The 25,695-nt window shown below is 66.5% G+C and carries 27 protein-coding genes and 1 pseudogene; 17 read left to right on the top strand and 11 right to left on the bottom strand.

Annotation, left to right across the window (positions count from 1 at the left end; all coding sequences use genetic code 11):
• Positions 1–89: 89 nt before the first annotated feature.
• Both V8J39_RS22850 and V8J39_RS22845 read right to left on the bottom strand, forming a co-directional pair.
• Positions 90–815: a FadR/GntR family transcriptional regulator gene (locus V8J39_RS22850; protein ID WP_336463289.1), complete on the bottom strand. Its 726-nt coding sequence runs from the start codon at positions 813–815 to the stop codon at positions 90–92.
• Between the two features lie 92 nt (positions 816–907).
• Positions 908–1,717, bottom strand: a complete 810-nt coding sequence (locus V8J39_RS22845) for a FadR/GntR family transcriptional regulator (protein ID WP_336463288.1) — start codon at positions 1,715–1,717, stop codon at positions 908–910.
• 134 nt (positions 1,718–1,851) lie between these two features.
• On the opposite strand from V8J39_RS22845, the gene dgoD reads away from it, so the two are divergent.
• The 10 genes from dgoD to V8J39_RS22795 all read left to right on the top strand — a co-directional run bounded on the left by dgoD (position 1,852) and on the right by V8J39_RS22795 (position 12,635).
• Entirely contained in the window at positions 1,852–3,000 is a 1,149-nt protein-coding gene (gene dgoD, locus V8J39_RS22840; RefSeq protein ID WP_336463287.1) for a galactonate dehydratase, read from the top strand.
• Positions 3,001–3,008: 8 nt separating this feature from the next.
• Entirely contained in the window at positions 3,009–3,407 is a 399-nt protein-coding gene (locus tag V8J39_RS22835; protein ID WP_336463286.1) for a VOC family protein, read from the top strand.
• A 175-nt stretch (positions 3,408–3,582) separates the two neighbouring features.
• Positions 3,583–4,797 (top strand): mandelate racemase/muconate lactonizing enzyme family protein, encoded by a 1,215-nt coding sequence (locus V8J39_RS22830; protein WP_336463285.1) that lies wholly within the window; start codon positions 3,583–3,585, stop codon positions 4,795–4,797.
• A complete protein-coding gene (locus V8J39_RS22825) occupies positions 4,797–5,564 on the top strand; it encodes an SDR family oxidoreductase (protein ID WP_336463284.1) in 768 nt (255 codons plus the stop codon). The genes V8J39_RS22830 and V8J39_RS22825 overlap by 1 nt, the downstream gene beginning before the upstream one ends.
• On the top strand, positions 5,564–6,607 hold the full coding sequence (locus V8J39_RS22820; protein WP_336463283.1) for an L-idonate 5-dehydrogenase: 1,044 nt from the start codon (positions 5,564–5,566) through the stop codon (positions 6,605–6,607). Before V8J39_RS22825 ends, V8J39_RS22820 begins: the two co-directional genes overlap by 1 nt.
• 48 nt (positions 6,608–6,655) lie before the next feature.
• Positions 6,656–7,675: a TRAP transporter substrate-binding protein gene (locus V8J39_RS22815; RefSeq protein ID WP_336463282.1), complete on the top strand. Its 1,020-nt coding sequence runs from the start codon at positions 6,656–6,658 to the stop codon at positions 7,673–7,675.
• 81 nt (positions 7,676–7,756) lie between these two features.
• Positions 7,757–8,365: a TRAP transporter small permease subunit gene (locus tag V8J39_RS22810; protein WP_336463281.1), complete on the top strand. Its 609-nt coding sequence runs from the start codon at positions 7,757–7,759 to the stop codon at positions 8,363–8,365.
• Positions 8,362–9,678, top strand: coding sequence for a TRAP transporter large permease (locus V8J39_RS22805; protein ID WP_336463280.1), 1,317 nt, complete (start codon positions 8,362–8,364; stop codon positions 9,676–9,678). Before V8J39_RS22810 ends, V8J39_RS22805 begins: the two co-directional genes overlap by 4 nt.
• A gap of 66 nt (positions 9,679–9,744) precedes the next feature.
• Positions 9,745–11,544, top strand: a complete 1,800-nt coding sequence (locus tag V8J39_RS22800) for an IlvD/Edd family dehydratase (RefSeq protein WP_336463279.1) — start codon at positions 9,745–9,747, stop codon at positions 11,542–11,544.
• Positions 11,430–12,635, top strand: a complete 1,206-nt coding sequence (locus tag V8J39_RS22795; RefSeq protein ID WP_336463304.1) for a recombinase zinc beta ribbon domain-containing protein — start codon at positions 11,430–11,432, stop codon at positions 12,633–12,635. Before V8J39_RS22800 ends, V8J39_RS22795 begins: the two co-directional genes overlap by 115 nt.
• Positions 12,636–13,156: 521 nt before the next feature.
• Here V8J39_RS22795 and V8J39_RS22790 read toward each other — a convergent pair.
• Positions 13,157–13,399 (bottom strand): hypothetical protein, encoded by a 243-nt coding sequence (locus V8J39_RS22790; protein WP_336463306.1) that lies wholly within the window; start codon positions 13,397–13,399, stop codon positions 13,157–13,159.
• Here V8J39_RS22790 and V8J39_RS22785 point away from each other — a divergent pair.
• Positions 13,347–13,688: pseudogene (locus V8J39_RS22785) on the top strand (transposase); the annotation flags it as partial. The gene V8J39_RS22790 and the pseudogene V8J39_RS22785 sit on opposite strands and share 53 nt — an antisense overlap.
• Positions 13,689–13,697: 9 nt before the next feature.
• Here the strand turns inward: V8J39_RS22785 and V8J39_RS22780 are convergent.
• The 4 genes from V8J39_RS22780 to V8J39_RS22765 form a co-directional block, all read right to left on the bottom strand.
• Positions 13,698–14,519 carry an IS3 family transposase gene (locus tag V8J39_RS22780; RefSeq protein WP_336463278.1) on the bottom strand — a complete coding sequence of 274 codons (822 nt, stop codon included), beginning with the start codon at positions 14,517–14,519 and terminating at the stop codon, positions 13,698–13,700.
• Entirely contained in the window at positions 14,516–14,821 is a 306-nt protein-coding gene (locus V8J39_RS22775; RefSeq protein WP_442902628.1) for a transposase, read from the bottom strand. Before V8J39_RS22775 ends, V8J39_RS22780 begins: the two co-directional genes overlap by 4 nt.
• An 85-nt stretch (positions 14,822–14,906) precedes the next feature.
• Positions 14,907–15,800, bottom strand: coding sequence for a hypothetical protein (locus tag V8J39_RS22770; protein ID WP_336463276.1), 894 nt, complete (start codon positions 15,798–15,800; stop codon positions 14,907–14,909).
• Between the two features lie 94 nt (positions 15,801–15,894).
• Entirely contained in the window at positions 15,895–16,572 is a 678-nt protein-coding gene (locus V8J39_RS22765) for a hypothetical protein (protein WP_336463275.1), read from the bottom strand.
• Between V8J39_RS22765 and V8J39_RS22760 the strand changes: the two genes are divergently transcribed.
• A complete protein-coding gene (locus V8J39_RS22760) occupies positions 16,565–17,620 on the top strand; it encodes a hypothetical protein (RefSeq protein ID WP_336463274.1) in 1,056 nt (351 codons plus the stop codon). The two genes, V8J39_RS22765 and V8J39_RS22760, sit on opposite strands and share 8 nt — an antisense overlap.
• On the opposite strand, the gene V8J39_RS22755 is transcribed toward V8J39_RS22760, so the two are convergent.
• The 3 genes from V8J39_RS22755 to V8J39_RS22745 form a co-directional block, all read right to left on the bottom strand.
• Positions 17,617–18,267 carry a hypothetical protein gene (locus V8J39_RS22755; RefSeq protein ID WP_336463273.1) on the bottom strand — a complete coding sequence of 217 codons (651 nt, stop codon included), beginning with the start codon at positions 18,265–18,267 and terminating at the stop codon, positions 17,617–17,619. The genes V8J39_RS22760 and V8J39_RS22755 overlap by 4 nt on opposite strands.
• Before the next feature lie 738 nt (positions 18,268–19,005).
• Entirely contained in the window at positions 19,006–19,344 is a 339-nt protein-coding gene (locus V8J39_RS22750) for a hypothetical protein (protein WP_336463272.1), read from the bottom strand.
• A gap of 236 nt (positions 19,345–19,580) precedes the next feature.
• Entirely contained in the window at positions 19,581–21,140 is a 1,560-nt protein-coding gene (locus V8J39_RS22745) for a hypothetical protein (protein WP_336463271.1), read from the bottom strand.
• Positions 21,141–21,705: 565 nt separating this feature from the next.
• Here V8J39_RS22745 and V8J39_RS22740 point away from each other — a divergent pair.
• From V8J39_RS22740 to V8J39_RS22720, 5 genes are all read left to right on the top strand, one after another.
• Positions 21,706–22,347, top strand: coding sequence for a hypothetical protein (locus V8J39_RS22740; protein ID WP_336463270.1), 642 nt, complete (start codon positions 21,706–21,708; stop codon positions 22,345–22,347).
• The gene (locus V8J39_RS22735; protein ID WP_336463269.1) at positions 22,344–22,802 is read left to right on the top strand and encodes a hypothetical protein; all 459 of its coding nucleotides are present in this window, start codon (positions 22,344–22,346) and stop codon (positions 22,800–22,802) included. Before V8J39_RS22740 ends, V8J39_RS22735 begins: the two co-directional genes overlap by 4 nt.
• Before the next feature lie 294 nt (positions 22,803–23,096).
• Positions 23,097–23,513, top strand: a complete 417-nt coding sequence (locus V8J39_RS22730; protein WP_336463268.1) for a hypothetical protein — start codon at positions 23,097–23,099, stop codon at positions 23,511–23,513.
• A gap of 119 nt (positions 23,514–23,632) precedes the next feature.
• Positions 23,633–23,779 carry a hypothetical protein gene (locus V8J39_RS22725; RefSeq protein ID WP_336463267.1) on the top strand — a complete coding sequence of 49 codons (147 nt, stop codon included), beginning with the start codon at positions 23,633–23,635 and terminating at the stop codon, positions 23,777–23,779.
• Positions 23,776–25,374, top strand: coding sequence for a recombinase family protein (locus V8J39_RS22720; protein ID WP_336463266.1), 1,599 nt, complete (start codon positions 23,776–23,778; stop codon positions 25,372–25,374). The genes V8J39_RS22725 and V8J39_RS22720 overlap by 4 nt, the downstream gene beginning before the upstream one ends.
• 195 nt (positions 25,375–25,569) lie before the next feature.
• Here V8J39_RS22720 and V8J39_RS22715 read toward each other — a convergent pair.
• A partial coding sequence (locus V8J39_RS22715; protein WP_336463303.1) for a transposase occupies positions 25,570–25,695 on the bottom strand: 126 nt, incomplete at its 5' end.

The raw sequence follows: 25,695 nt of genomic DNA, 5'->3' as shown, positions 1-25,695 counted from the left end.
CCGGCACCCTCACCGTCCTGTCCCGACGCCTTGGTCCGCCGCCGCGCGGCGCGGTGTGCGGGTGGCCCGATCCGGACACCGGCGGATGATCAGGTGACGCCGGCCCGCAGCAGCACGGTCACCGCACTGTCGAAATGTTCCGAGATCGCGGCCTCGGCCCGCGCCGCGTCCTGCGCGAGGATCGCCGTCGCGATGCGCTCGTGGCAGCGCATGTTCTCGAGCCGGTTCTCGCGGGTGCCGCGCGACCGCCAGCCGATCGACCAGGTCTGGCGCGTGGTGACGCCGAAGCTCTGGATCAGGATCTCGTAGAGCAGGTTGCCCGAGGCCTTCGCGATCAGCTCGTGGAACCGGATGTCAAGCTCCATCAGCGCCTCCGGCGGCCCGTCGAGTCCAGAGAACATCTGCGCCACGATCTCGAGCAGCTCGGCCGCGATCGCGTCGCTGCGGCGCATCGCGGCCAGCGCGGTCGTCCGCATCTCGAGCGTCCGGCGCACGTCGAGCACCTGCTGGATGGTCAGCTGCCCGGTCCAGGTCGTGTGATCGAGGATCAGGCTCAGCGCCCGCGCGTCCGGCATCGCCACCCGCGCCTTGCGCCCGTTGCCGACCTCGAGGATGCCGAGCGTCGCGAGGCCGCGCAGGGCTTCGCGCGCGACGGGGCGCGAGACCGACAGCATCTCGGCGATCACCGTCTCGGACGGCATCGCGTCGGACGGCCGCAGCCCGCGCTGGCGGATCAGCCTGCGCAGACCCTCCATCGTGCGTTCGACAAGGCCGATGCGCGGCCCCTCTTCATCCTGTCTGACAATATCGCTCATGGCGCCCTACAAAGCACGGCTTCTGGGCGGTATATCCGAGGATCGGCGCCTTGTCAGCGCCTTCAGTGCCTTCGACGCCTTCGACGCCGCGCTCAGATGCCGGGCGCCGGTCCCGCCGCCGCCGCGCGCAGCGCCCGTTCAAGATCGACCCTGCCCCGCGCCACCACCGCCAGCATCGCGGCATGGGCCGCCGCGGGGTCGCGCAGGCGGATCGCCTCGAGCACGGCGCGATGCATCGCGATCGCCTCTTCATGCGACTGGCTGCCGCGGTTCGTCAGCCGGAAGATCGCCAGCAGCGCCGCGCGCACCGCCGAGATCAGCTGGGCATAGACCCAGTTGCCGCTGCTCTCGATGATCGCGCTGTGAAAATCGAGATCGGCAAGGCTCCAGGCCTCGGCATCCCGGCCCGAGGCGGCCGCCATCCGGTCGAGCGCCTCGCCGATCGCCATCAAGGCCGGCAGGTTGCCGGCCTGCGCCGCCGCGGCGGCCGCCGCGGGCTCGATCAGCGCGCGGATGTCGAGCAGCGCGGTGAAGAACTCGATGTCGGGCTCCTGGCGCAGCGCGGCATCCAGAACCACCGGGTCCAGCATGTTCCAGCGGGCGCGCGGCAGCACCATGGTGCCCGACCGTGGCCGGGCGCGCAGCATGCCCAGCGCGGTCAGCCGCTGCATCGTCTCGCGCAGAGTGGTGCGGCTTGCGCCGAACTGGCGCATCAGTTCGGCCTCGCCGGGCAGCGGCGTGTCCGGGACGAACTGGCCCGAGACGATCGCGTCCACGAACTGCAGCAGCACCTCGCGCATCACCCGCCCCGCCGGCAGATCGCGCTCGCGCGCGACAAGCTGGCCCGCGCCCTTCGAACCGGCGGCAGGACGGGCGGGTGGTGACGCGGGAGATGCGGACATGCGCGATCCCTATCCGAAAGCCGCCGCGCCGAGAAGAGCGTTGCGGAGCGATTTAATCCTATTTACCGACTCGAATAATACTACTAATCATGGTCCCAAGCCATCGCCCTTTCGGACCCGGGACGCCTGACCAGATGAAGATCACCGCGCTCAAGACCTATCTGGTGCCGCCGCGCTGGCTGTTCCTGAAGATCGAGACCGATGCCGGGATCTCGGGCTGGGGCGAGCCGGTGGTCGAGGGCAAGGCCCTGACGGTCGAGGCGGCGGTGCAGGAGATGGCCGACCACCTGATCGGCAAGGATCCCCTGCGCATCGAGGATCACTGGCAGGCGCTCTATCGCGGCGGCTTCTACCGCGGCGGACCGGTGCTGATGAGCGCGCTGGCCGGCATCGACCAGGCGCTGTGGGACATCAAGGGCCGCGCGGCGGGCCTGCCCGTCCACCAGATGCTGGGCGGCGCCTGTCGGGACAGCATCCGGGTCTATTCCTGGATCGGCGGCGACCGCCCCGACGAGGTGGCGCAGGGCGCGCGCGACGCCGTGGCGCGCGGTTTCACCGCGCTCAAGCTCAACGGTGCCGAAGAGCTGCAGATCGTCGACGGGCACGACAAGGTCGACCGCATCCTCGAGACGATAGGCACGGTGCGCGACGCCGTCGGCCCCCATGTCGGCATCGCCGTCGATTTTCACGGCCGGGTGCACAAGCCGATGGCCAAGGTGCTGATCCGCGAGCTGGAGCCGTTCCGGCTGATGTTCATCGAGGAACCGGTGCTGTCCGAGAACCTCGAGGCGCTGCCCGAGATCACCCGCGGCAGCGCGACCCCGATCGCGCTGGGCGAACGGCTCTATTCGCGCTGGGACTTCAAGCGGGTGTTCGAGACGCGCTGCGTCGACATCATCCAGCCCGACCTCAGCCATGCCGGCGGCATCACCGAATGCCGCAAGATCGCCGCCATGGCCGAGGCCTACGACATCGCCGTGGCCTTCCACTGCCCGCTGGGCCCGATCGCGCTGGCGGCCTGCCTGCAGGTGGATGCGGTGTCGCACAACGCCTTCATCCAGGAACAGAGCCTGGGCATCCACTACAACACCGGCAGCGACCTCTTGGACTATCTCGTCGACCCGTCGGTGTTCCGCTACGCGGATGGCGCGGTCGAGATCCCGGCCGGCCCCGGCCTGGGGATCGAGATCGACGAGGCGGCGGTCATCCGCGCGGCGGAACAGGGCCACCGCTGGCGCAATCCGCTGTGGCGGCATGCCGACGGGTCGGTGGCCGAATGGTGAGGATCAGAATGAAGACCCGAGGCTATCTGGAACACATGGCGCTGATCGTCGCCGACTATGCGCCGCACATCGCCTTCTTCGGCGAGGTGCTGGGCATGGGCATCAACCGCATCGCCGGGCCCGAGGACGCGCCGAGTTCGGTCTGGCTCGACGGCGGGCTGCAGCTGGTGCGCCGCGACGGGTTCGCCGGGCCCGAGGGGCGCTGCCTGCACCTGGGCCTGATGGTCGCCGATCTCGACGCCGCGATCGAGGGGGCGCTGGCGCATGGCGGCGTGACGCTGCCCGCCGGGCGCAACTGGCTGCGCATGCCCGACGGGTTGGAGATCGAACTGATGCAGGCCACGGGAGACGCCGTCGAACAGGCCCGCGCCATCGATCCCCGCGCGACGGCCGGGTCATTATTGTAAGACAGGTTTCTGTCTTTGGTGTGTTTGAATTGTAGATTCGGGTTGACTGATTTCGACCCCCGGCCTAGGTGAAGAGGACAGCGCAGGGAGGCGTGGTCCTTCGGGGCGCAGGGGCAGGACCGCGGCATCACCGCGGCAGGGCGGGCGGCCGGTGCGCCGCCGCGGAGGAGGACGGATGAAGATCACCGCGATCAGGACCTATCGGGTCGAGGAATTCGCCAACGTGCTGTGGGTCCATGTCGAGACCGACGCGGGCATCACCGGTCTGGGCGAGACCTTCTACGGCGCCGAGGCCTGCGAGGCGCATATCCACAACACCCTCGCCGTGCGCCTGCTGGGCCAGAACCCGCTGAACATCGAGCTTCTGCACAAGGAGATGGTGTCGCTGCCGAACGCGCAGGCCTCGACCGGGGTCGAATACCGCGCCGCCTCGGCCGTGGACATCGCGCTGTGGGACATCTTCGGCAAGGTCGCCGGCCAGCCGGTGCACATGATGCTGGGCGGGCAGAGCTGGGACCGGATGCGGATCTACAACACCTGCGCCGGCACCCGTTACGTGCGCACCAACAAGATCAAGCCGGTCGATACCTGGAACCTCGGCGGCAAGGGCGCGGACGCCCCCTCGCCCTACGAGGATCTCGACGCCTTCATGACCCGCGCGGGCGAGCTGGCCGAGGACCTGCTGTCGAACGGCATCACCGCGATGAAGATCTGGCCCTTCGATCCGGCCGCGATCGAGAACAAGGGCATGTTCATCACCGCCGAGCAGATGAAGACCGCGATCAAGCCCTTCGAGCTGATCCGCAAGGCCGTCGGCGACAAGATGGAAATCATGGTCGAGATGCACAGCCTGTGGAACCTGCCGGTCGCCATGGACATCGCCCGCGCTCTCGAACCCTATCAGCCGCGCTGGTACGAGGATGCGATCCGAATGAACTCGCCGCAGGCGCTGGCGGAATTCGCGCGCTCGACCACGACCTGGACCTGCGCGTCCGAAACGCTGGGCTCGCGCTTCGCCTACAAGGAATACCTCGACCGCGACGCCACGCATGTGGTGATGGCCGACCTGTGCTGGACCGGCGGGCTGACCGAGGGGCGCAAGATCGCCGCGATGGCCGACACCTATCACCGGCCGTTCGCGCCGCATGACTGCATCGGCCCGGTGGGCTTCGCCGCCGCGATCCATATGTCGATCAGCCAGCCCAACACCCTGATCCAGGAGTCGGTGCGCGCCTTCTACAAGGGCTGGTACCGCGAACTGGTCACCGAAGTGCCGCGCATCGAGGGCGGCTATGTCTATCCGATGGAGGGCCCCGGTCTGGGAACCGAACTGGTGCCGCAGTTCTTCGAACGCTCCGACCTGTCCACCCGTCTGTCCGAGGCCGCGTGATGTCGCTGAAACTCTTCGATCTGACCGGGCGCACCGCGCTGATCACCGGCTCGTCCCGCGGTCTGGGCCGCGCCTTCGCCGAGGGCATGGCCGCCGCCGGCGCCCGCGTGATCCTCAACGGCGTAAACACCGCCCGGCTGGAAGAAGCTGCGCAAGAGATGCGTGCCGCCGGCCATGACGTGCTGACCTCGGCCTTCGACGTGGCCGACGAGGCCGCGATCATCGCCGCCTTCGAGAAACTCGACGCCGCGGGGATCGAGGTCGACATCCTGATGAACAACGCGGGGATCCAGTTCCGCAAGCCGATGCTCGAACTCGACACCGCCGACTGGCAGCGGGTGATCGACATCAACCTGACCGCGTCCTTCGTCATCGGCCGTGAGGCGGCGAAGCGGATGGCGGCGCGCGGGCGCGGCAAGATCATCAACATCGGCTCGCTGACCTCGGAACTCGCCCGCGCGACGGTCGCGCCCTACACGGTCGCCAAGGGCGGCATCAAGATGCTGACCAAGGCCATGGCCGCAGAATGGGGCGAAAAGGGCATCCAGGCCAATGCCATCGGCCCGGGCTACATGGTCACCGACATGAACGAGGCGCTGCTGTCGAACCCCGAGTTCGATGGCTGGGTCAAGGGCCGCACGCCGATGCGCCGCTGGGGCCTGCCCGAGGAACTGGCCGGCACCGCGATCTACCTCGCCTCGGACGCGTCGAACTACGTGTCGGGCCAGATCATCTATGCCGATGGCGGCATGATTTCGGTGCTGTGATGAAGGCCGTCGTCCTTCACGCCCCGCACGATCTGCGCCTTGACGAGATCGAGGCCGCGCCCGCCCCCGGGCCGGGCGAGGTGCAGATCGCCGTCAGCCATGGCGGCATCTGCGGGTCCGACCTGCATTACTACCACCACGGCGGCTTCGGCACCGTGCGTGTGCGCGAGCCCATGGCGCTTGGCCATGAAGTCTCGGGCACGATCACCGCGCTGGGCGCCGGGGTCACTGGCCTGGCCGAGGGCGACCTGGTCGCGGTGAACCCCTCGCGGCCCTGCGGGCAGTGCGAATACTGCCGCAAGGGTCTGGCGCAACACTGCCTCGACATGCGCTTCAACGGCTCGGCGATGCGGTTTCCGCACGAACAGGGCCTGTTCCGCGCCGCCGTCACCCTGCCTGCGGCCCAGGCGGTGCGCCTGCCCGCGGGCACCGACCTGGCGCTGGCCGCGATGTCGGAACCGCTCGCGGTCTGCCTGCATGCCGTGGCGGGTGCCGGAAGCCTTGTGGGCAAGCGGGTGCTGGTGTCGGGCTGCGGCCCGATCGGCTGCCTGACGATCCTTGCCGCCCGCGCCGCCGGCGCCGAGGAGATCATCGCCACCGACATCGCCGCACCGGCGCTGGCCGGCGCCCGCGCGGTCGGGGCCGACACGGTGCTCGACCTCGCCGCCGCGCCGGACGCGCTTGCGCCCTACGGCGAAGCCAAGGGCCGGATCGACGTGGCCTTCGAATGCTCGGGCGCGCCGCCCGCTGTGCTGGCCGCGCTGACGGTGCTGCGTCCGCAGGGCCTCCTGGTCGCCGTGGGCCTCGGCCCCGAGGTGACGCTGCCCGTCGCCGCGCTCGTCGCGCGCGAGATCCGCCTGCAGGGCAGCTTCCGCTTCGACGCGGAATTCGCCACCGCCGCGCGCGCCATCGCGGCAGGCCGCATCGACGTATCGCCGCTGCTGACCCGGGTCCTGCCCGTGGCAGAGGCCACCGACGCCTTCACCCTCGCCTCGGACAAGGCGCGCGCGATGAAGGTACAGATCGCCTTCCCGTCCCCCTGAGGGGGCGGGCCGCCGACCAACGACGTATTCAGTAAGGGAGGAGACCTGATGAATTACCTGACGACGACCGCCGTGGCGCTGATCGCCACCCTCGGTGCCGGCTCGGCCGCGCTGGCAGAGCAGCATTTCCGCTTCCAGTCCTCGGACCCGGCGGGCAACCCCAACTTCGAACTGCAGCACGTCTTCGTCGACAAGGTGAAAGAGCTGACGAACGGCGAGGTCACGATCGAGCTGATGCCGGTGGGCACCATCGTCGACTACAAGGAGACGCCCGACGCGATCCAGGCCGGGCTTCTTGATGGCCACATCACCGACACCTCGTATTTCGCCGGCCGTGACCCGGCCTTCGGCCTGATCGCGAACCCGGTCGGCGCCTGGGCCGATCCCGCGCAGATGATCGACTTCGTCGAGAACGGCGGCGGCAAGGAGCTGATGAACGAGCTGATCAACCCCTACGGGCTCGAATTCATCGGCGTCTCGACCCCGGGGCTCGAGGCGTTCGTGTCGAAGGTGCCGCTCGACAAGGTCGACGACCTGAAGGGCGTCAAGATCCGCTCGCCCGAGGGGCTGATCGCCAACGTCTTCGCCGCCGCCGGCGCGAACCCGGTCAACCTGCCCTCGTCCGAGGTCTACACCTCGCTCGACAAGGGCGTGATCGACGCCGCCGACTACTCGGTCTTCTCGGTCAACCAGGACACCGGGATGAACGACATCGCGACGAACCCGGTCTATCCGGGCTTCCACTCGCTGCCGCTCATCGAGGTGTCGATGAACAAGGCGAAGTGGGACGCGCTGTCGCCCGACCTGCAGGAGAAGATCAAGGAAGCCGAGAAGATCTTCCAGCAGACCCAGATCGACACGCTGCACGAGCGCGACCTGAAGGCGGTCGAGGCGGCGAAGGCCGGCGGCAAGATCACCGTGCACAACTGGTCGGACGAGGAACGCGCCAAGTTCCGTGGCATCGCCCGCGGCGAATGGGAAAAGGTCGCGACCAAGTCGGAGATGTCGCAGAAGGTCTACGACACGCTGGTCGCCTATCTGACCGACAAGGGCCTGATGGCGAAGTGACGCGATGGCGGCCCCGGCGCAGGCGTGCACCGGGGCCGCCGTTTCCGGCGGGCCGCGCGCCTGCCCCGCGGAGGAGACCCCATGTCAGATCCACATATTCCCCCCGCCGAGGACCATTCGGTCCTGCCGGTCGAAAGCCCGCTGGGCGTGCCGCGCGCCGCGGGCGCGCTTGGCCGGGTGATCGAGCGTTTCGGCTTCATCTTCGCCGCCGGCATCGTCGTCGCCGCGGTCATGCTGCTGATGGAGGTCTTCCTGCGCTACGTGCTCAACCGCCCGACGATCTGGGCGCACGAGACCTCGACCTTCCTCTGCGCGCTGGCGTTCCTTTACGGCGGGCTCTACGTCGCCGCGCGCGACACGCACATCCGTGTCGTGCTGATCTACGAGATGCTGCCGCCGGCCGCGCGCCGCGGGCTCGACATCTTCATCGCCGCCTCCTCGGCGCTGGCCTCGGCCTTCTTCGCCTGGGCGGCCTGGATGATGGTGGCGAAATCGGTCTGGGCGCCCAGCGGCGAGGTCCGCTTCGAACGCTCGGGCAGCGCCTGGAACCCGGCGATCCCGGCCTGGACCAAGATCTTCCTCTTCGTGGTGCTCATCGTCATGACCCTGCAGTTCGCCGTCTTCGCCTGGAACCACCTGCGCCGGCCCGTCGCACAGACCGGGGCCGCGCGGACCGGGGGTGAGGCATGAACGCGATCATCGATCTCGCCGCGCTGGGCATCGGCCCCTCGACGCTGCTGATGTTCGGCACCATGGTGGCGCTGTTGCTCAGCGGCATGCCGCTGGCCTTCGTCACGCTGCTGGTGGCGCTGATCTTCGCGCTTCTAGGCTTCGGCCCCATGGCCGTCGGCATCATCACCAGCCGCATCTACACCTTCGTCAACAACTTCATCTTCGTCTCGGTGCCGATGTTCGTGCTGATGGCGGCGATGCTCGACCGGTCCGGCGTGGCGCGCGACCTCTTCGACGCGATGAAGCTGATCGGCGGGCGCATCCGCGGCGGCGTCGCGGTGCAGACGATCTTCGTCTCGGTCATCCTGGCCGCGATGTCGGGCATCATCGGCGGCGAGATCGTGCTTCTGGGCCTGCTTGCGCTGCCGCAGATGCTGCGGCTGGGCTACAACAAGAACCTCGCCATCGGCGTGGTCTGCGCCGGCGGCTCGCTGGGCGCGATGATCCCGCCCTCGATCGTGCTGATCATGTACGGGCTGACCGCCAACGTCTCGATCGGATCGCTCTTCTCGGCGGCCTTCATCCCCGGCGCGATGCTGGCGGGCTTCTACGTCGTCTACGTGCTGGTCATGTCCTATTTCGTGCCCGGCACCGCCCCCCCACCCACGAACGAGAAGATCCCCACGGCCGAGAAGCTGCGCCTGCTGAAGGGCCTGTTCCTGCCGATCATGGTGGTGGTCTTCGTGCTGGGGTCGATCTACGGCGGCATCGCCTCGGTGACCGAGGCCTCGGCCGTGGGTGTGGGCGGCGTCGCGCTGTCGGCGCTGCTGCGGGGCGAATTCACCTGGGCCTTCCTGCGCGACAGCGCGATGCAGACGCTCTCGACCGTGGGGATGATCGTCTGGATCGGCATCGGCGCCACCGCGATCGTCGGCGTCTACAACCTGATGGGCGGCATCAGCTTCGTCTCGGGCCTGATCACCGGCGTGTCGGACAACCCGACCGTGATCATCCTGCTGATGATGGCGATCCTCTTCGTGCTGGGGGCCTTCCTCGACTGGGTGGGGATCGCGCTGCTGACGATGCCGATCTTCGTGCCGATCGTGAAGTCGCTGGGGCTCGACCCGGTTTGGTTCGGGGTGCTGTTCTGTATGAACATGCAGGTCAGCTTCCTGTCGCCGCCCTTCGGCCCGGCCGCCTTCTACCTGAAGTCGGTCGCCCCGCCCGAGATCTCGCTCGGCGACATCTTCAAGGCGCTGCTGCCCTTCATCGCGCTGCAGATCCTCGGCCTTGCGGTGATGATCCTCTTCCCCGGCATCGCGATGTACTGATACGGGGGGCGGGGCGACGGCCTCGCCCTCCCTCGTCCCACCACCGCCCATGAACAGGGACCCGACATGACCCAACGCCCCCGGATCACCCCCGACCAGCTTCGCTCGCGTCTGTGGTTCAACAACCCCGATGATCCCGAGATGACGGCGCTCTACCTCGAGCGCTACCTGAACTACGGGCTGACGCGGGCGGAGCTTCAGGGGGGCCGCCCGATCATCGGCATCGCGCAGACCGGCAGCGACCTGTCGCCCTGCAACCGCCACCATGTCGAACTTGCCAAGCGCGTGCGCGACGGCATCACCGCCGCGGGCGGCATCCCGATGGAGATCCCGGTCCACCCGATCCAGGAGACCGGCAAGCGCCCCACCGCCAGCCTCGACCGCAACCTCGCCTACCTGGGCCTCGTCGAGGCGCTGCACGGCTACCCGATCGACGGGGTGGTGCTGACGATCGGCTGCGACAAGACGACGCCCGCGCTTCTGATGGCGGCGGCGACCGTCAACATCCCCGCCATCGCCTATTCGGTCGGGCCGATGCTGAACGGCTGGCACCGGGGGGAACGGGCCGGGTCGGGCACCGTGGTCTGGAAGGCGCGCGAGCTGCTGGCGCGCGGCGAGATCGACGAAGAGGGCTTCTATGAGCTCGTCGCCTCCTCCGCCCCCTCGGTCGGCTATTGCAACACGATGGGCACCGCCTCGACGATGAATTCGCTGGCCGAGGTGCTGGGGATGCAGCTGCCCGGGTCCGCCGCGATCCCCGCCCCCTACCGCGAGCGCGGCCAGATGGGCCATGCCACCGGCCGCCGGATCGTCGAGATGGTGTGGGAGGATCTGCGCCCCTCCGACATCCTGACCCGCGCGGCCTTCGAGAATGCGGTCGTCGCCTGTTCGGCCTTCGGCGGATCGACCAACGCGCCGATCCACCTGAACGCGGTCGCCCGCCACGCCGGGGTGCCGCTTGGCAATGACGACTGGCAGCGGCTCGGCCACCGGGTGCCGCTGCTGGTGAACCTGCAGCCCGCGGGCACCTATCTGGGCGAGGATTTCCACCGTGCGGGCGGGGTGCCCGCGGTGCTGGGCGAGCTGATCGCGGCGGACCTGCTGCCCCATCCCGACGCGCCCACCGTCGCCGGTGCCCCCCTGGGCGCGGGCGCGATCCGCAGCCTGTCGCCAGAGGTAATCCTGCCCGTGGCCCGGCCGCTGAAGGCCGAGGCCGGGTTCATGAACCTTTCGGGCAATCTCTTCGACAGCGCGATCATGAAGACCAGCGTGATCTCCGAGGATTTCCGCGCCCGCTACCTGTCGAACCCCGACGATCCCGAGGCGTTCGAGGGCACGGTCTTCGTCTTCGACGGGCCCGAGCATTTCCATGCCGTCATCGACGATCCCGCGCTGGGGATCGACGAGGATGCGGTGCTGGTCATGCGCGGCGCCGGTCCCCTGGGCTATCCCGGCGCGGCCGAGGTGGTGAACATGCGCCCCCCCGCCCATCTGCTCAAGCGCGGCATCGCCGCCCTGCCCTGCATCGGCGACGGCCGCCAGTCGGGCACCTCGGGCTCGCCCTCGATCCTGAACGCCTCCCCCGAGGCGGCGGCGGGCGGAGGCCTTGCGCTGCTGCGCAACGGCGACCGGCTGCGGATCGACCTGCGCAAGGCCCGTGTCGACGTGTTGCTGCCTGCGGACGAACTGGCCACGCGCCGCGCGGCGTTGCAGGCCGAGGGCGGCTACCCGGTGCCGCCGAGCCAGACGCCCTGGCAGGGGATCTTCCGCTCCCTCGCCGGCCAGCTCGACAGCGGGATGGTCCTCGACGGTGCCGATGCCTATCACGACATCGCCCGCGCGAGCCTGCCGAGGAACAACCACTGACACGCAGGGCGGTCGAGGGGACCCGGACTGCCCCCGGTCTTCGCCTCGGCCGCCATGCGAACCGCGAAGGTTGCGTCTGTCGGTCGGGGCCCGGCGCCTCCGCGATCCGCAGCACTCCGAAGCGGGGCACCAGGGTCCCCAGCACCGAACTCTACATCGGCCGGCTGATCTGGAACCGCCAGACATTCGAGACCGATCCCCGGACCGGCCGTCGGCCGGCAAGACACATCCCCGGGTCGGAATGGGTGATCAGAGAGGTCCCGGAGCTGCGGATCATTTCGGAGGCACTCTGGCAGCAGGTGAAGGACCGCCAGGACGGCCGGAAGATCAAGCACACCATGGTCGAAGCCTGGGAACGTCGCAAACCGCGCTTCCTGCCCACAGGCCTCATGAAGTGCGGCAACTGCGGCGGCGGCTTCTCGACGGTCGGCACGGATCGCTTCGGCTGCAGCAGCGCCCGCAACAAGGGCAAATCCTATTGCGACAACACGGTCACCGTGACACGGCAGGACATGGATGGCCGCATCCCGAACGCGCTGTCCAACCAGCTGATCGATCCTGACCTCACGCGCGCCTTCGTCGAGGAATACATCGCGGAACGCAATCGTCTCGCGTCGACCTGCGTCGACGATGGCGCTGGCAAGCAGCGCGAACTGAACAAGATCAAGCGCGACCAGGACAAGCTGGTGACGGCTCTCCTCAACGGCATGACGGCGGGTCCGCTGAATGCCCGACTGGAGCAGCTCGAGGCGCGGAAGACCCTGCTCGAGGCCGAGCTGGCCGAGATCGCGAAGCGGAAGAAGAACACCCCTACCCTGCTCCACCCCGGCATTGCCAAGACCTACCATCAGCGGGTCACTGCGCTGGTCGCGGCACTGTCGGAACCCGAGCACGAGGGTGAAGCGAAGGAGCTGCTGCGCGGACTGATCGACCGGATCACGGTCACGCCCATCCCGGGTCCCGGCAAACGCCGGCTGCCGCGCATCGACCTGCAGGGCTCGCTGATCGATATCCTCGAACTGGCGGTGGTGGGTGAGCGTGAACTGGGAAAGCAAAAAGCCTCCTGCGAGAGGAGGCTGATCAACTTGTAGAGTTTATGGTTGCGGGAGCAGGAGAAAACCGAAGTCTGTACAATCCCACCGTGCAGACCCAGACCCAGACCCAGACCCAGACCCAGACCCAGACCCAGAGAAAGTATGGCTCGCAAGACGGCAATGGCCGGTTCCACGCGTCAATGTCCGCCTTCCTAACGCAATCAGCCCGGCCCACCATCTGCCCACGTCCACAGCCGCGCCTCACCTCCATGGACCATCTCGTCCTCGCGAGGCTGACGAGACGTGCACCGGAACACCGCGTAGCGCAGGGCGCTGCGCAAAAGAGCTGGTAGTGCTCGGCGTTCTCGATGACGTCAGGAACGATCCTCGTCCCCACGTCTCGGGTTGAGCGCCCGATCAAGCTTCTTTTCGACCTCTGCCCCGCGTGCCTGTCCAATGCGCGAGAAGATGGGCTTGAGCCACTCCCTGAGCTCCTCCGCAGTGTCGCGCCGCCACTCGGCGAAGGCCGTCGCGGCCTCGCGCAGCGTGTTGCGCTCACGTTCCAGCTCCGCTCGCTCCTAAGCGATCTGTTTGCGATGCTTCGCCAGTTGGTCCTGCTTTCGCCGGATCGCCGACCAGACGTTGGTCAGGACGCGGAGCGCCCCCCGCGACGCCCCGAGTGCCGCGACAGCCTTGCGGTCGTCCTGGGGCGCGTCTTTCGGCATTTCCTCTGGGTCCGGCACCTGCCAGCCAAAACGCTCGCCGTCTCCAATCAGCTTCTCTGCGGCGCACATGGCCCCGTACACCGGCGCACGGGCCATGCTGCGCGACCTGCCACCTGCGAAATGGCTGCTTGGCGATCGCGGCTATGATGCCGACTGGTTCAGAGAAGGCCTGCAAGACAAGGGCTTGCGGGTGTGCATCCCGGGACGGAAGGGTCGAAAGACTCCAGTCCAATACGATCGGCGACGCTACAAGCGCCGCAACCGGATCGAGATCATGTTCGGCAGGCTGAAGGACTGGAGGCGTGTTGCGACGCGCTACGACAGATGCCCGAAGGTCTTCCTCTCGGCCATCGCTCTCGCCGCAACCGTCCTCTTCTGGCTATGAGTCCTGAGCCTAAGCCGCCAAGGCGAATGCCTGTGCTGGCGTTTTCATCTTCAGCGCCTGATGTGGTCGCCGATGGTTGTAGAAGCCGATCCAGTCGCTGATGGCTCGAGCTGCGTGCTGGATGCTGTCGAAGCGCTGACGATGGACGCATTGCTCTTTCAGCGTCCGGATCACGCGCTCAACCATGCCATTCTGCTGCGGGCAATGCGGGGTGATGAACTCCTGCTTCAGTCCATAGCTGCGCACGAGGGCCGTGAACTTGCGGCTGGTAAATACCAGCCCGTTGTCGGACCGCAGAAGGAATTCCTTCGGCACTCGTCCAAGAGTGCCGAACCTGGTGATCAAGGCGTGCTCCAGCGCGCTGGCGGCCGTTTTGGCCTTGCCCGAACGGGACAGGTGCCAGCCCAGGAGCTCCCTGGTGTGGCAGTCGATGACCAGTGCCAGGGTGGTCCAGCCGTCACGCCCAGCCCAGACCCGGCACATGTCCGTCGACCAGCGCTCGTTGGGCGCGGTGGCGACCGAGGGCACGGCCTCGATCCTCGGCCGCATGCCAAGCGCCCGTTTGCGGACCTGCCAGCCCTTGAGCTGGAAAATTCGCTGAACAGTGTTCTTGTTGAAGCCCAAGAGCCAGGCCACGGTGCGGTAGCCGAAGGACGGGTTGGCCTCGATCATCGCCTTGATCGGTTCGGCGAAGCGGACCGCAATTTTCGGCGCGCCCTTCGTGGGCCGGTAATAGACCGTGCGTCGAGGAACGCCGAACCAGGCACAGAGCTTGGTCAGCGGCACTGAAAATCCGTCATCGAGAAGGCCCTGCTGGACACCCAGGATCATCTGTCGTCCTGCGCATCCAGCAAGGCCTGAAGCTTTTTTCGAGCGCGCAGCTCCAGCATGGCCTCGCCGTAGGCCTCCTGAAGGTCCTTCAGCTGCCTCTTGTATTGCTCGCGGATGTCGAGAGGGTTGGCACGCAGCGCGTTCTCCATCCCCCGCTTTGCGTCATCGACCCAACCCTCGATCTCAGACGGCGACAGGTCGTAGGCCCTGCTGGCCTCCGCGACCGTGGTCTTGCCTTGGATGATCTCGACGACCAGCGCCGATTTGCGCTTCGCCGTCCACCGCTTGATTCCCTCGTCCATACTCACACTCATGGCTACATATCTCCTTGTAGCATGAGCAGATTTTCAGTGGGTCATTACACCTGCCCGCAGCCGCATCGCTCCCCTATCCACGCACTCTTATCTTCATCAAGGGGGCGATGAGTTGCGCCGCGTTGAGCAGCAGCCCCAGCAACAATGCGAGGCATATAAAGACAGGATTGGCAATCACGCTGTCGATCCAGTCTGGGTCAATGGTGAAGGGCTCAGCCCCTTCAACCGACATACGCAGTGCTCCGCCGCCCGCCCCGGACAGCGCAATCGCTCTCAGAGACGGATACCCATTTGCCTCTGCCAGAAAAAAATGTCCGGTACTGCGTTCTGAAGGCTGGCCACGGGAGAAGAGTTCCACCGCTGCTCCCGGGATCAATTCGCCCTGCTCCACGACAACAGACCGGCGACCGAAGGCCCGTGTTAGCGGGTTCTGCTCACGGATCTCATAGCTACCCCCAAGCAAAAAATCGGGCCGCCCTCCCACCGACAGCTCTCGACCGAGAGTGATCCGGCCCGACATCGATAGCGGTCCCGCGGCACGTAGTGCCGTCTCTGAAATCACTACGAACCCGTTCGGCACCTCACGCGGGCTGATCTGTCCTGGCATTGCTTCAAGTACGCTGCAATTTTTTTCTACGCAGGGCAGGAAGCGGATCAGGAGCCGAGCATCCTTTTCCCTTGGCTCGAGCCGGATCTCGACACTGTCTCCTGCACCGATACTGAGGTGGTAGAAGCCCTCACTGGGCAAGAACTGAGCGCAGCTTGCGTCATCTCGACGCGCCGATGCGCGCCGGTCCGGGTTCGGACGGCAGAGCACCATCCCCTGTTCGATCCACCATTCCTGCGACTTGTTGAAAGTCACCTTTATTGAGGTCGTATCGGCCATAACCACTGCGGTGCGTGCGACTGGTAGCCTCAGGTCTAGCAAGAGCGCAAGCGCAATAAACGCCGCAATAGTCAGCAGCAAGACTAGCTTCACCGGTCGCCCCGATCCCAGCTCCTGTCGGAGCGCCCGCCAGAGGTTAACAACGCGGTGTCTAGATCCGCCTAGCATGCGCCGCCTACCATGAGAGCGAAACGAGCGAGGCATCCTCGGTCTTGCCCGAACGGACGCGAATCAATTCCACTTCGATCGGGCTTTCGAGTCCGGCGGGCAGTTCCAGATCACAGACCATGTCGAAGGCGGTCCGGCTACCTTCTGTCAAAGGCAGGCAGGTGACCTCAGGCGCATCGCCCGCGTATGCAATTACTTCGTCGGCTTGAAACGAGTTAACGAAGATCCGTACCACTCCCTCCATCCGCTCGGACACACGCCATCCGGACAGGGCGATATCGCTACCCTGCCGGTCACAGCTACCTGCGGAAACAAGCGTTCCGATCCTGTCTGCATCCGTGGTCAACAAGAGTTGCGTATGGGCGGTGGGATAGTCGAAGATTACATTGCCCCCCGCCCAATCTGCGGGCAGCTCGTAGTGGTTACGCGATTCATAAAGTCCGTCGACCGTCCTAACGCTCAGGCACAGATTGGACCATCCAGCGGGAATTTCGGCGCTGATCCTCAGATCTTCGGACAGGTTGCCCGCAACCTGCGAAATTCCGACGACGAGCGTACCAGAAATCTCGGACCTCTCAAAGACCTTCTCGGTGAAGGGGGCGGTTGTAAGGCGCGGAGCTTCTGCGCTAGCCTCACCGCAAATAGCAAAGAACGTCGCTGAAAAAACGAGCAGCCTAGTGAGCATCAAACACATCTCGATAGGAATTCTTTCCGTTACGAGCTTAAATCTGTTGTTGCTCGGCGGGCAAGCCGGTCTTGCACAATCGGTTCAAGTAAGTGGAGCTGAACAGGGTCAGGGTTTCCTGTTTTCCGATGAGGGGTTCTGCTTCCTACTGACTGCGGCCCATGTGACGGACGGGATGCGGCGACTGCAAGTTCTGGCGCAGAGTGGGCGCGAGGGTGTGGCGACGATGGCCCGTCCCTTCTGGGCAGGCTTCGACCTCGATGTCGGTCAGGTTCGGCGGCTTGAGCCTGGTGACTGCACGGCGACGCTGGACGATCTGGATGCGGGCGCACGTCGGGCGCTGTCGGGCGCAAAAGTTACCCTGCCGCTCGTGGGGCCTGGGGGTGTCGACAATCTGGCGCTGTCAGTGACCAGTTCCGATTATTTGGTCTTCGATGCGGCTTTCGAGGATCCGGCCCTATTCGGGCGTCAGGGCATGTCGGGCGGGTTCGCGCTTCTTGGCGAAGTACCTGTGGGTATGGCCTTCACGACGGCGAAAGGAGGCTCCATCCAATTCATTCAGATGGCAGAGATCGTGATGAACCTGCGCCGCTGGATGGAGCGCTCCGCGCTCGCACCCTCCGCGCCAGAACCGGCAGAAGTTGCAGGTGCCGGACTGCGCTACGAAGTAATTTCCGCCATTCCACCCGCAATTGACGGCACGCATGTGATCGAGGCGATGCAGGACGGCTCCGGTTTCTTTGCCTATCCAGCTGGGCAGGACGCCACGATCCTCTTGCGCAATCTAGCGGAGGGAAAAAAGCGGATAGCGCGGATACGGATCGAAAGCCGGGCCACGGACGGGTTCACTCAGCCCGAGCGAGTGCTGATCTCTTTCGCCGCGCGCGAGGGCGCAAAGCCCGAATTCTGGCGAAGTTTCCTTTTTCCGCCCGATGGTGCCTTCGACACCGGCGCGTTCCAGCCAAAGGCCGGGTCGGAACTGGTGATCACCCTGATCGGCGCGCGCGGGAATGATCCCGTGCGCGTTGATCGGATTCAACTCGACTAGGGCAGGATACGGATGCTCATAGGCAAAATGCCAGCGGAGTTGTTACTGTATTCCAGATTGGCGCCTCCGACTAACGTACCGGTCTCGTCTGCGCGGAGGCTTACCCACCGACCCGGCATGCTGTTTGACTCGAGATAAATACTTATCGCTTCTTCGTTTATGCGAAAGGCGCAACGTTCGTCCTTGTCGATCTGAACGTAACAGCCCATTTTCTCGTTATATGGACCAGGCTGCAGGCTGAGCGAAACTTTCTTGTCCGGCGCCACGCTTCCACGCAGCTGCTGCATCAGCAAGATGAGGAGCCTCATCTGTTCATCCGGAAGGTTCGACGCGTCCATTTCAATAACCGAGGGGCGCATTGCCGCAAAATGGTGCCGGATCGCGATCCACCGCACCGCCGCCTCCGGACTCCCCAACGCGAAGCGCATCGCCATCTTTTCGAGCTCAACATCGCCGGAAGCCAACATCAATTCGATCGCCGCCTGCGAACGGCTGGGGTCCGGATCGTCCAGCAGCTCCAGATAGCCCGATAAGCCGGAGGTGCGGCTATCGATCTGCTTCTTGAGCTCATCGGGCGTAAGGGCGAGAGCGGCGTGAGCGGCAAAGGCAAAGCTTAGGCCGAGCCTTAACGATCGGTAGAAAGACATAGAAAACCCTTAGCTTGTCACGAGCCGAACGCAGCTGAATCAGTGGATCACGTCAACCGCCAAGAAGGCAGTTCTTGCTGCAAGTTGTCTTCTGTAGCCGGTCGGCCACTCAACTCCTGGAAACGAGGTGCGCCAATTCAGGCGCAAAGCGCGCTATGCCTCACCCATCGCCCGATGCTGCGGCGATCATGCTGCGCGGCGGGTCCAACGTCCACTAACAGGAATTTGCGCGTGCAGCGATCGCGGCAGTCGACCGTCCGCTATGGGCCGCTAGCGTCGATAGATGTGCTGGCGCCCGCGCCAAGGACGGCGTCCGCTGTCTGCGCCGAGAGGTCCGCTCTCGCGCCCGGTGGGGCGATAAATGCTGTTCCGCGCACGGACGTCCGCTTTCCCGGGTATGCTGCGGGTGCTTTGCCGCGCTGCCATCGGACCGCTTCCTGCGCGAAGCAGACCCGGCGGTCGAGGCAGCTACCCAAGCTTTTGGGAATAGAAAAGGGCCGCGCGATGCGCGGCCCTTTCGAGCAAATAGGCTTTTGGGGACCTACCGCCCCCCAGTCCCTCGCTGACGCGTGCGGCGATGGCCAAACCGGGCAACCTCCTTGAGCGCGGCGCGCGTCTTCATCAACAGGTCCAAGGCCGCGGCCTCCAGCAGCGCGCCGCGAAGGTGTGCTTCCCTGCGGGCTCGGGCACCTGCCCTTTCCGCCAGCATGTCGCTGACGATCTTTGCCGCCGTCGACATCATTGCGTCTCACCCTTCGTCGCGACGCTATTGACGCCTGGCGAAGCGCCTTGCGCATCGGCCGAAGCCACCACCGGCTCGACCCAAGAGGTGTGGAGGCTGAGCAGGCGCCGCTGGCTCGCGGTCGCCGCCGTTGCCAGCGCCCCGCAGAGCTCGCTGCGGGTGTCCTGGCTCAATTCGTCCAAGATCTGGCACACAAGCTGACCATAGGCGGCACGGGCCTTGGCCCAGTTGCCGGCGTCACGCTCGGCACCTTGCTGAGCCCTGCTGACGACACCCTGAAGCTGGGCCATCAGGGCATCGTTGGGTTTGGGAACGAAGATCTTTTTCTTCGTCATCGGAGGTCCTCCTTCCGAGGGTTCGCTACGGTCCGGAAGTGAACCGCGGCGGCCGTCGCGGCCCCGGCAACCGGGGCGTTTCGCTGTGGCAGAGGGGAAGTGAGACCGGTCGCGAGGCCGCAGAAATCGCCGAAGACAGTTTTCTCAGATTTCTTCTGCCCCCTGGATCCGCACCCTGCTGCCGCGGACAGGGCGCTGCGCGTAGGAGCTGGTAGCGCTCGGCGTTCTCAATGACGTCAGGAACGATCCTCGTCCCCACGTCTCGGGTTGAGCGCCCGATCGAGCTTCTTCTCGACCTCTGCCCCGCGTGCCTGTCCGATCCGCCAGAAGATGGGCTTGAGCCACTCCCGGAGCTGCTCCGCGGTTTCGCGCCGCCATTCGGCGAAGGACGTCGCGGCATCGCGCAGCGTGGTGCGCTCGCGTTCCAGCTCTGCCCGCTCCTGAGCGATCTGCTTGCGATGCTTTGCCAGTTGGTCCTGTTTTCGCCGGATCGCCGACCAGACATCGGTCAGGACGCGGAGCGCCCCCGGCGACGCCCCGAGTGCCGCGACAGCCTTGCGGTCGTCCTGGGGCGCGTCCTTCGGCATTTCCTCTGGGTCTGGGACCTGCCAGCCAAAACGCTCGCCGTCTCCAAGCAGCTGCTCTGCGGCGCGCATGGCCCCGTATGTGCGCTTGGCCGATGCGAGCTTCTCCGCCGCGGCGGATCTCTCCCTGGCGGCCGCTCGGCGATCCGCCTCGGCTTCGCTGACGCTCGATCGGGCCTTGGCCCTGTCGGCGGCAGCCGCGCTCCGCTCGGCGCTCGCAGCTGCAACCTCGGCTTCCACGGTCGCCCTGCTCTTGGCCGCGAGCACGCGGTCCGATTTGGCCGCGGCAAGCACGTCAGCAGCTTCCTCGGCGGCCAGTTTCCGCATCCTGGCCAGCGCGCGCTTTTCCTCCGCCCGCCACTTGGCCGGTTTCACATAGCCGCGCTTCGGGGGGATCTTCGTCACGTCGAATGCCCGACCTTCGGCCGCGCTCACGGCGTCCTCTTCGGCGATCATCTCCCTGCGTGCGGCGGCACGCGGCTCGCCGCGCTCGAGCCCCAGCGCGGCAAAGGCCTCGCCCACGCTGTCCTGCCCGGCCTCGTAGGACTTGATGAAGGCATGGGCGGAGGGCTGGATCATCTCCTGCCGCCCGCGCCGAACGGAGGTCTTCTCGGTGGTGACCATGACGACGGCATGGATGTGGCAGGCGCTCTCGTCGTGATCCACGCGGGCGTGGACGCAGGCCGCGCCGAAGGTGTCCTGCAGCCAGGTCGTCGCCCGGGTGATGAAGGCGTCCTCGCGCGCCGCGATGGCTTGCCGGCGCAGGACATGCAGGTCCAGACGATCCAGGCTGGGCGCATCCCGGATCGCAGCCTCCACGGCCGCGTCGCCCGCCGCGTCGAACCATTCATGATGCGCCGTCAGGATGATCTCGCGCAGCGGCCCGTCTTTCGAGGTCCGCCACGGGTCCTTCGGGCCGTCAGCCTCGCGAAGATGCGCCTCGGTGTTGCGGCGGCGGGCATGCAGGGCATTGACCTCCGCCGCGAGGTTGCGGCGGCGCATCTTCTCGACGCGCTGCCGCAGGGCGATGGCCCAGTCGGGCTCGCCGATCAGCAGGCGGTTCGGCCGCTCGGGGGTCGGATTGCAATGCTCGCGCTCCTTCTGGACCCTCAGGCGATGGCTCTCGTAGCGGCCGAGAAGCTGCGGAAAGAGCCCCGCCATGCGCATGACGATGCGATAGCGGGAAGCGGCGCTGGCGGAGGAGGAAGACATGGCGAGGGTCCCGGCCGTGGAGAGGTCGGCAGGGAAGTCGGATCGTCGCGCCCGGTCCGGAAACGCGCGGATCAAAGATTTGCGCGGGGAAAGTACTCATTAAACAAGTGGCGCAGTCGGTTCCCGACAGCCCACTTGCAGCGTTCGCCAGAGGCACGGCCCCTGGACCCTGGTCCCGCCTGGCGGCGGGCCCGAGGGGAACGCCATCCCCCTCACCCCCGGGCAGGGATTGCTCGCCGCCCCCTGCACCCCTGGCGTCTGTCCGACGGACCGGGAGGGCGTGCCACCCCTCCGGCCTCCCCGGGTCGGGACCGCTCGCCGCCTGTCCCGACACCCTCTCCGGCGTCCTTCCGACGGACCGGGGGGAGGCGTTCTGCACTCTCCCCCCGGCCCCCCACCAGCGCCCGGGGAGCGTTGGACACCTCCCCGAACCCCTCCGTCCCGAAGAAACAAAAGGATCAGGGTTTCAGCTGCGCGGTCTTGGTGACGCGCAGCCGAAGCCCTGATCCAAAAATGGAGAGAGAAGGCGCGCGTCGACACATTCCCACACTCATGGAGTTCGTCGATGTTTGACGCATTCACCCCGACCGCCGACGCGGTCTCGACTCAAGTTACAACCCCCGACACCAATGCCGATGCCGCGCCGGACTGGCGCGCGGCGCTGAAGCCCGGCGATATTGTCGCTTTCCGCTTCCCCGTCGAAGATGCTCTCGATCCCGAGGCGCTGCCGAAGGTCCGCCCGGCGCTCGTGATGCTGCGCGACAAGACCGCCGACGGCGCGACGGTCACGCTCGCCTTCGGCACCACGCGCGGCGCGTTCCGCTTCCACGACTACCCCTACGACCGCCGCTACGGCGTCGGCGTCTGGTCCATCGCGGAGATCGAGGCCGCCAACCTGCATCGCGCGACCGGCTTCGCCTGCGAGCGGCGGATCACCGTCTCGCTCGACGATCCTCGCTTCGCGCCCTCGAAGCGCGGCACGCCGGTGATCGGCACGCTCGGTGCCCGCACCCGCGAGCGGTTCCTCTCGGTCCTCGCCCGGATCATCGCCGAGCGTGACATCGCCGCCTGGCGCCGGGCCGAGCGCCTGAAGGAGATCGTCGTCGCCGGCCGCAAGGTCGAGGTCGTCCACCGCCGCAAGGGCGAGCGCCTGAGGATGACGCCGCCCAGGCCGACCCTCGCGATGCCGTCGGAGGTGCGGGCATGAGCAGCGACCGCACGCTCTTCGAGTATCTGCCGAACAGCTTCAGCGGCGCGAACACGCACCGGCACCTGGTGATCACCAACGTGCCGCGGCCCTCCGACCAGAGCCGCATTTGCGATCTCTACGCGGATGGTCTCGAGGCGCTGGACACCATCCTCCTCGCCTTCGCCGATCTCGCCGGCCGGCAGCAGACCTCGCTCGCGGGACCGGCAATGAGGCTGCACGCCCAGCTCGACGCGAAGACGCTCCTCGACGAGGAGGTCTTCACCGAACTCGACGAGCTGATCGTCCGGATCGGCGTGCCCGAGGCCGAGGATCGCCCGCTCCAGAGGATGCTGGAGTTGGCGCGCGAGGCGCGGCGCCTCGCCAACCGCGTGGCTTACCTGATCGCCGCCGAGTGCGAGATCGCCGACCGCCTGCCGAAGCCCGGCCAGACCAACCAGGCCTCCGAGGCCTGATCGGCATGCACGGGCGGCAACGCCCGTGCCCTTCTCCCCAAGGACATCTTCAAAATGCAAAAGTACGATCGCTTCGCGATCAAATGGCCGGCCGTCCTGGCGAACTCTGTCACCGGCGGGTTCGAGCGGATCGACGTCATCGCGCCCACCTAGAAGGTCCGCGACGATGTCGTCGAAGAGCGGCTTGCGCAGCTCGGCGGCAGCTGGATCGCAACGCCCCATCCACCTTACGCCCTGCGGCCGTTCCCTGTCGGCAACCGCCCGATCTCAGTCGAAGCCGGAGAAGCCATCCGCATGACGATCGCCGACATCTGTCGCGTGGTCGGCATCGGCGGCGGCAAGCACCTCGAGGTTTGCCCGCTCGGCTGGCTCAGCCCGCTGCTCGCTGCCGTCACCGGCTTCGCGAGCCTGACCGCCGAGGACAAGCCACTCCGCCCGCAGATACTCGCGCTACTGATCACGCAGTACGAGCCAAACCTGCTGCTCGTCGCCAGCGGCGCGGGTGCCGGGCGCGCCCGCGCCGAGGGCATCGCCAAGTGGTTCGGGCTCAGCACGCACGATCGCTGCATGCTCACCGGCATGCCGGGCGAGAGGCAGCTGATCAATGGCAAGCCGATGACGTTATCTGGCGCTGCGATGGTGATCGCGAGAGACGACCCCGACCGGCTGCACCAACTGATCTACGGCAGATCGGCGCGGCTGGCCGCGTAAGTCAACCCAAGGCCAGCACATCTGCGCGGCTCTAAAAAATCTGTCTCCCGGCGTTTCTGCACTTCGGGAGACGGTTTCACTTGGACTGGACACCGCCAGCAACCCGCGAAGGCACGTCCATGTCCAACTCCCTCCCGCTCACGCTCACCGCAGCCAACGGCAATCCCGTCCAGCCCACCACCGCCACGCATCTGCTGCGCCCGCTCGCGCAGCTGATGGCGCGCGCCTATGTCGCCGAACTCTCCCAGAAGGCCGCCAACCAATGACCGCCACCACCCGCAATCTTCTTCGCACGGCACATTTCCGCGCCGACGCCGACACGAAGCCCGCCGTGCCGCTGGCGATCAGCTACGCGCGCTATTCGGACTCCCAGCAGAACGACCAATCCTGCGAAGACCAGCATGCCTTGAACCGGCTGGCGGCCGAACGTGCCGGCTACCAGCTCGCAGCGGAGTTCTCCGATCACGCAATGACCGGGCGCACCCTCCTGCGCAGCCGACCCGGCATCATGGCCCTGCTGGAACGGGTCGCGCGGGGCGACATCGCCGCCATCTTCGTTGAAGGCCTTGAGCGGATCGGCCGCCGCGCCGGCGATGTCACGACCGTCTGCGCACGCCTGGAAGGCATGGGTCTTCGCCTCTACAGCCCAGGCGGCCTCTTCGACTGGAAGCTGGTGCCGTTCCTGGCAGCAATCGCCGAGTTCCAGAGCCGCGAGATCGGCATCAAGACCTATCGCGGCGGCGTTGGCACCACCAGCCGCGGGCGGGTCGCCGCCGGCCTTGGGTTCGGCTACCGGGTGGTCCACAGATCCAAGATCGAGTGCAATCGCGAGATCGCCGAGGATGCCGCGGCCATCGTGCAGCGGATCTTCCGCGACTACGCCGCCGGCCAGTCGCCCTACAAGATCGCCGCCGCGCTGAATGCAGAGGGCATCCCCTCCCCTTCGGGCCGCACCTGGTGCGACAGCACCATCCGCGGCGATGCCAAGAAGGATAGCGGCATCCTGAGGAACGTCGCCTACGTCGGGATCGTTCGCTATGGCCAGAACCAGTGGTACCGCGACGAGAATGGCAAGCGGGTCTCACGACCGGCGGACCGCGAACACCTCATCGAGTGCGATGTGCCGGAGCTGCAGATCATCCCCGATGCACTCTGGAACCGCGTGCACACCCGGCTCGAAGAGACGCGCAAGCGCTACGCCCGCGACGGCGCGCAGCTGAACGACACGCATCGGCCGAAGTACCTGCTCGCCGGCCTCCTCACCTGCGGCTGCTGCGGCGGGCCGTTCTCGATGGTCGATCGGCGCTACGGCTGCTTCAACCGCAAGAGCCGGGGTGCCACGATGTGCGAGAACAATCGCAAGATCGGACGGCCCGAGCTTGAAGCCGAAGTGCTCTCCGTTCTTCGCGCGCCGCTCGATGACACCGAGCTTGCGACGGCCTTCGCGCAGGAAGCACAACGAACCTTCAGCGACTACGCCGTGCAGGCCGGCGGTGAGCGTGCGGCACTGGAGCGCAAGCTGAAGGACACCGAGACCGCGATCGCGCGTCTGGTCGGCCTGCTCGAGGACGGCGGTTCCGCCGCGCTGGTCGAGCGGCTGAAGGAGAGGGAAGTCGAGCGGGATCGGATGATCGCCACGCTGGAAACCCTGCCTCAACAAGACCAAGCAGTGTCACTCCCCTCCCCTGCCGAACTCGCTGCGGCCTACCGCAAACAGATCGGCCGCTTGGGCGAGTTGCTCTCTGCGGGGGTAAGCGGAACCCGGATCGAAGCCAATCAGCTCCTCAAGGGGATCATCCGCCAGGTCGTGCTCACACCAGACGGCAGCGGCGGCCTCGCACTCGACATCCAGCTCGCCTGATCGACGGGCATCCTCATCAAACAGACAAAGCCCCGCGGGAGACCGCGGGGCTTGTTGTTTCATCTGCGGTGCTTCCCTGAGCTGGATAGCGCGGTACCTGCTCCCATCGGGGCGGCGTGGAGACGAACTGGACTGGGGATGAGCGAGTGCATTCGCAGCCATGCCGGCCACCGGCAGCGAGACTAGGCTCAGGACTCATAGCCAGAAGAGGACGGTTGCGGCGAGAGTGATGGCCGAGAGGAAGACCTTCGGGCATCTGTCGTAGCGCGTCGCAACACGCCTCCAGTCCTTCAGCCTGCCGAACATGATCTCGATCCGGTT

Origin of the sequence: Frigidibacter sp. MR17.24, assembly GCF_037095655.1 — a bacterium.
Classification (GTDB): Bacteria; Pseudomonadota; Alphaproteobacteria; order Rhodobacterales; family Rhodobacteraceae; genus Frigidibacter.
The sequence above is the reverse complement of the archived record's forward strand: the minus strand, read 5'-3'. Positions and strand labels throughout refer to the sequence as shown.

Bases quoted from the DNA above. Each gene is read 5' to 3' on its own strand.
- V8J39_RS22825 (WP_336463284.1), top strand. From the start codon at position 4,797: ATGTCGCTGAAACTCTTCGATCTGACCGGGCGCACCGCGCTGATCACC.
- V8J39_RS22845 (WP_336463288.1), bottom strand. From the start codon at position 1,717: ATGTCCGCATCTCCCGCGTCACCACCCGCCCGTCCTGCCGCCGGTTCG.
- V8J39_RS22810 (WP_336463281.1), top strand. From the start codon at position 7,757: ATGTCAGATCCACATATTCCCCCCGCCGAGGACCATTCGGTCCTGCCG.
- V8J39_RS22755 (WP_336463273.1), bottom strand. From the start codon at position 18,267: ATGTCTTTCTACCGATCGTTAAGGCTCGGCCTAAGCTTTGCCTTTGCC.
- V8J39_RS22790 (WP_336463306.1), bottom strand. From the start codon at position 13,399: ATGGCCCGTGCGCCGGTGTACGGGGCCATGTGCGCCGCAGAGAAGCTG.
- V8J39_RS22745 (WP_336463271.1), bottom strand. From the start codon at position 21,140: ATGTCTTCCTCCTCCGCCAGCGCCGCTTCCCGCTATCGCATCGTCATG.
- V8J39_RS22740 (WP_336463270.1), top strand. From the start codon at position 21,706: ATGTTTGACGCATTCACCCCGACCGCCGACGCGGTCTCGACTCAAGTT.
- dgoD (WP_336463287.1), top strand. From the start codon at position 1,852: ATGAAGATCACCGCGCTCAAGACCTATCTGGTGCCGCCGCGCTGGCTG.
- V8J39_RS22730 (WP_336463268.1), top strand. From the start codon at position 23,097: ATGACGATCGCCGACATCTGTCGCGTGGTCGGCATCGGCGGCGGCAAG.
- V8J39_RS22720 (WP_336463266.1), top strand. From the start codon at position 23,776: ATGACCGCCACCACCCGCAATCTTCTTCGCACGGCACATTTCCGCGCC.
- V8J39_RS22775 (WP_442902628.1), bottom strand. From the start codon at position 14,821: ATGGACGAGGGAATCAAGCGGTGGACGGCGAAGCGCAAATCGGCGCTG.
- V8J39_RS22750 (WP_336463272.1), bottom strand. From the start codon at position 19,344: ATGACGAAGAAAAAGATCTTCGTTCCCAAACCCAACGATGCCCTGATG.
- V8J39_RS22850 (WP_336463289.1), bottom strand. From the start codon at position 815: ATGAGCGATATTGTCAGACAGGATGAAGAGGGGCCGCGCATCGGCCTT.
- V8J39_RS22820 (WP_336463283.1), top strand. From the start codon at position 5,564: ATGAAGGCCGTCGTCCTTCACGCCCCGCACGATCTGCGCCTTGACGAG.
- V8J39_RS22725 (WP_336463267.1), top strand. From the start codon at position 23,633: ATGTCCAACTCCCTCCCGCTCACGCTCACCGCAGCCAACGGCAATCCC.
- V8J39_RS22800 (WP_336463279.1), top strand. From the start codon at position 9,745: ATGACCCAACGCCCCCGGATCACCCCCGACCAGCTTCGCTCGCGTCTG.
- V8J39_RS22835 (WP_336463286.1), top strand. From the start codon at position 3,009: ATGAAGACCCGAGGCTATCTGGAACACATGGCGCTGATCGTCGCCGAC.
- V8J39_RS22735 (WP_336463269.1), top strand. From the start codon at position 22,344: ATGAGCAGCGACCGCACGCTCTTCGAGTATCTGCCGAACAGCTTCAGC.
- V8J39_RS22805 (WP_336463280.1), top strand. From the start codon at position 8,362: ATGAACGCGATCATCGATCTCGCCGCGCTGGGCATCGGCCCCTCGACG.
- V8J39_RS22765 (WP_336463275.1), bottom strand. From the start codon at position 16,572: ATGCTCACTAGGCTGCTCGTTTTTTCAGCGACGTTCTTTGCTATTTGC.
- V8J39_RS22830 (WP_336463285.1), top strand. From the start codon at position 3,583: ATGAAGATCACCGCGATCAGGACCTATCGGGTCGAGGAATTCGCCAAC.
- V8J39_RS22780 (WP_336463278.1), bottom strand. From the start codon at position 14,519: ATGATCCTGGGTGTCCAGCAGGGCCTTCTCGATGACGGATTTTCAGTG.
- V8J39_RS22815 (WP_336463282.1), top strand. From the start codon at position 6,656: ATGAATTACCTGACGACGACCGCCGTGGCGCTGATCGCCACCCTCGGT.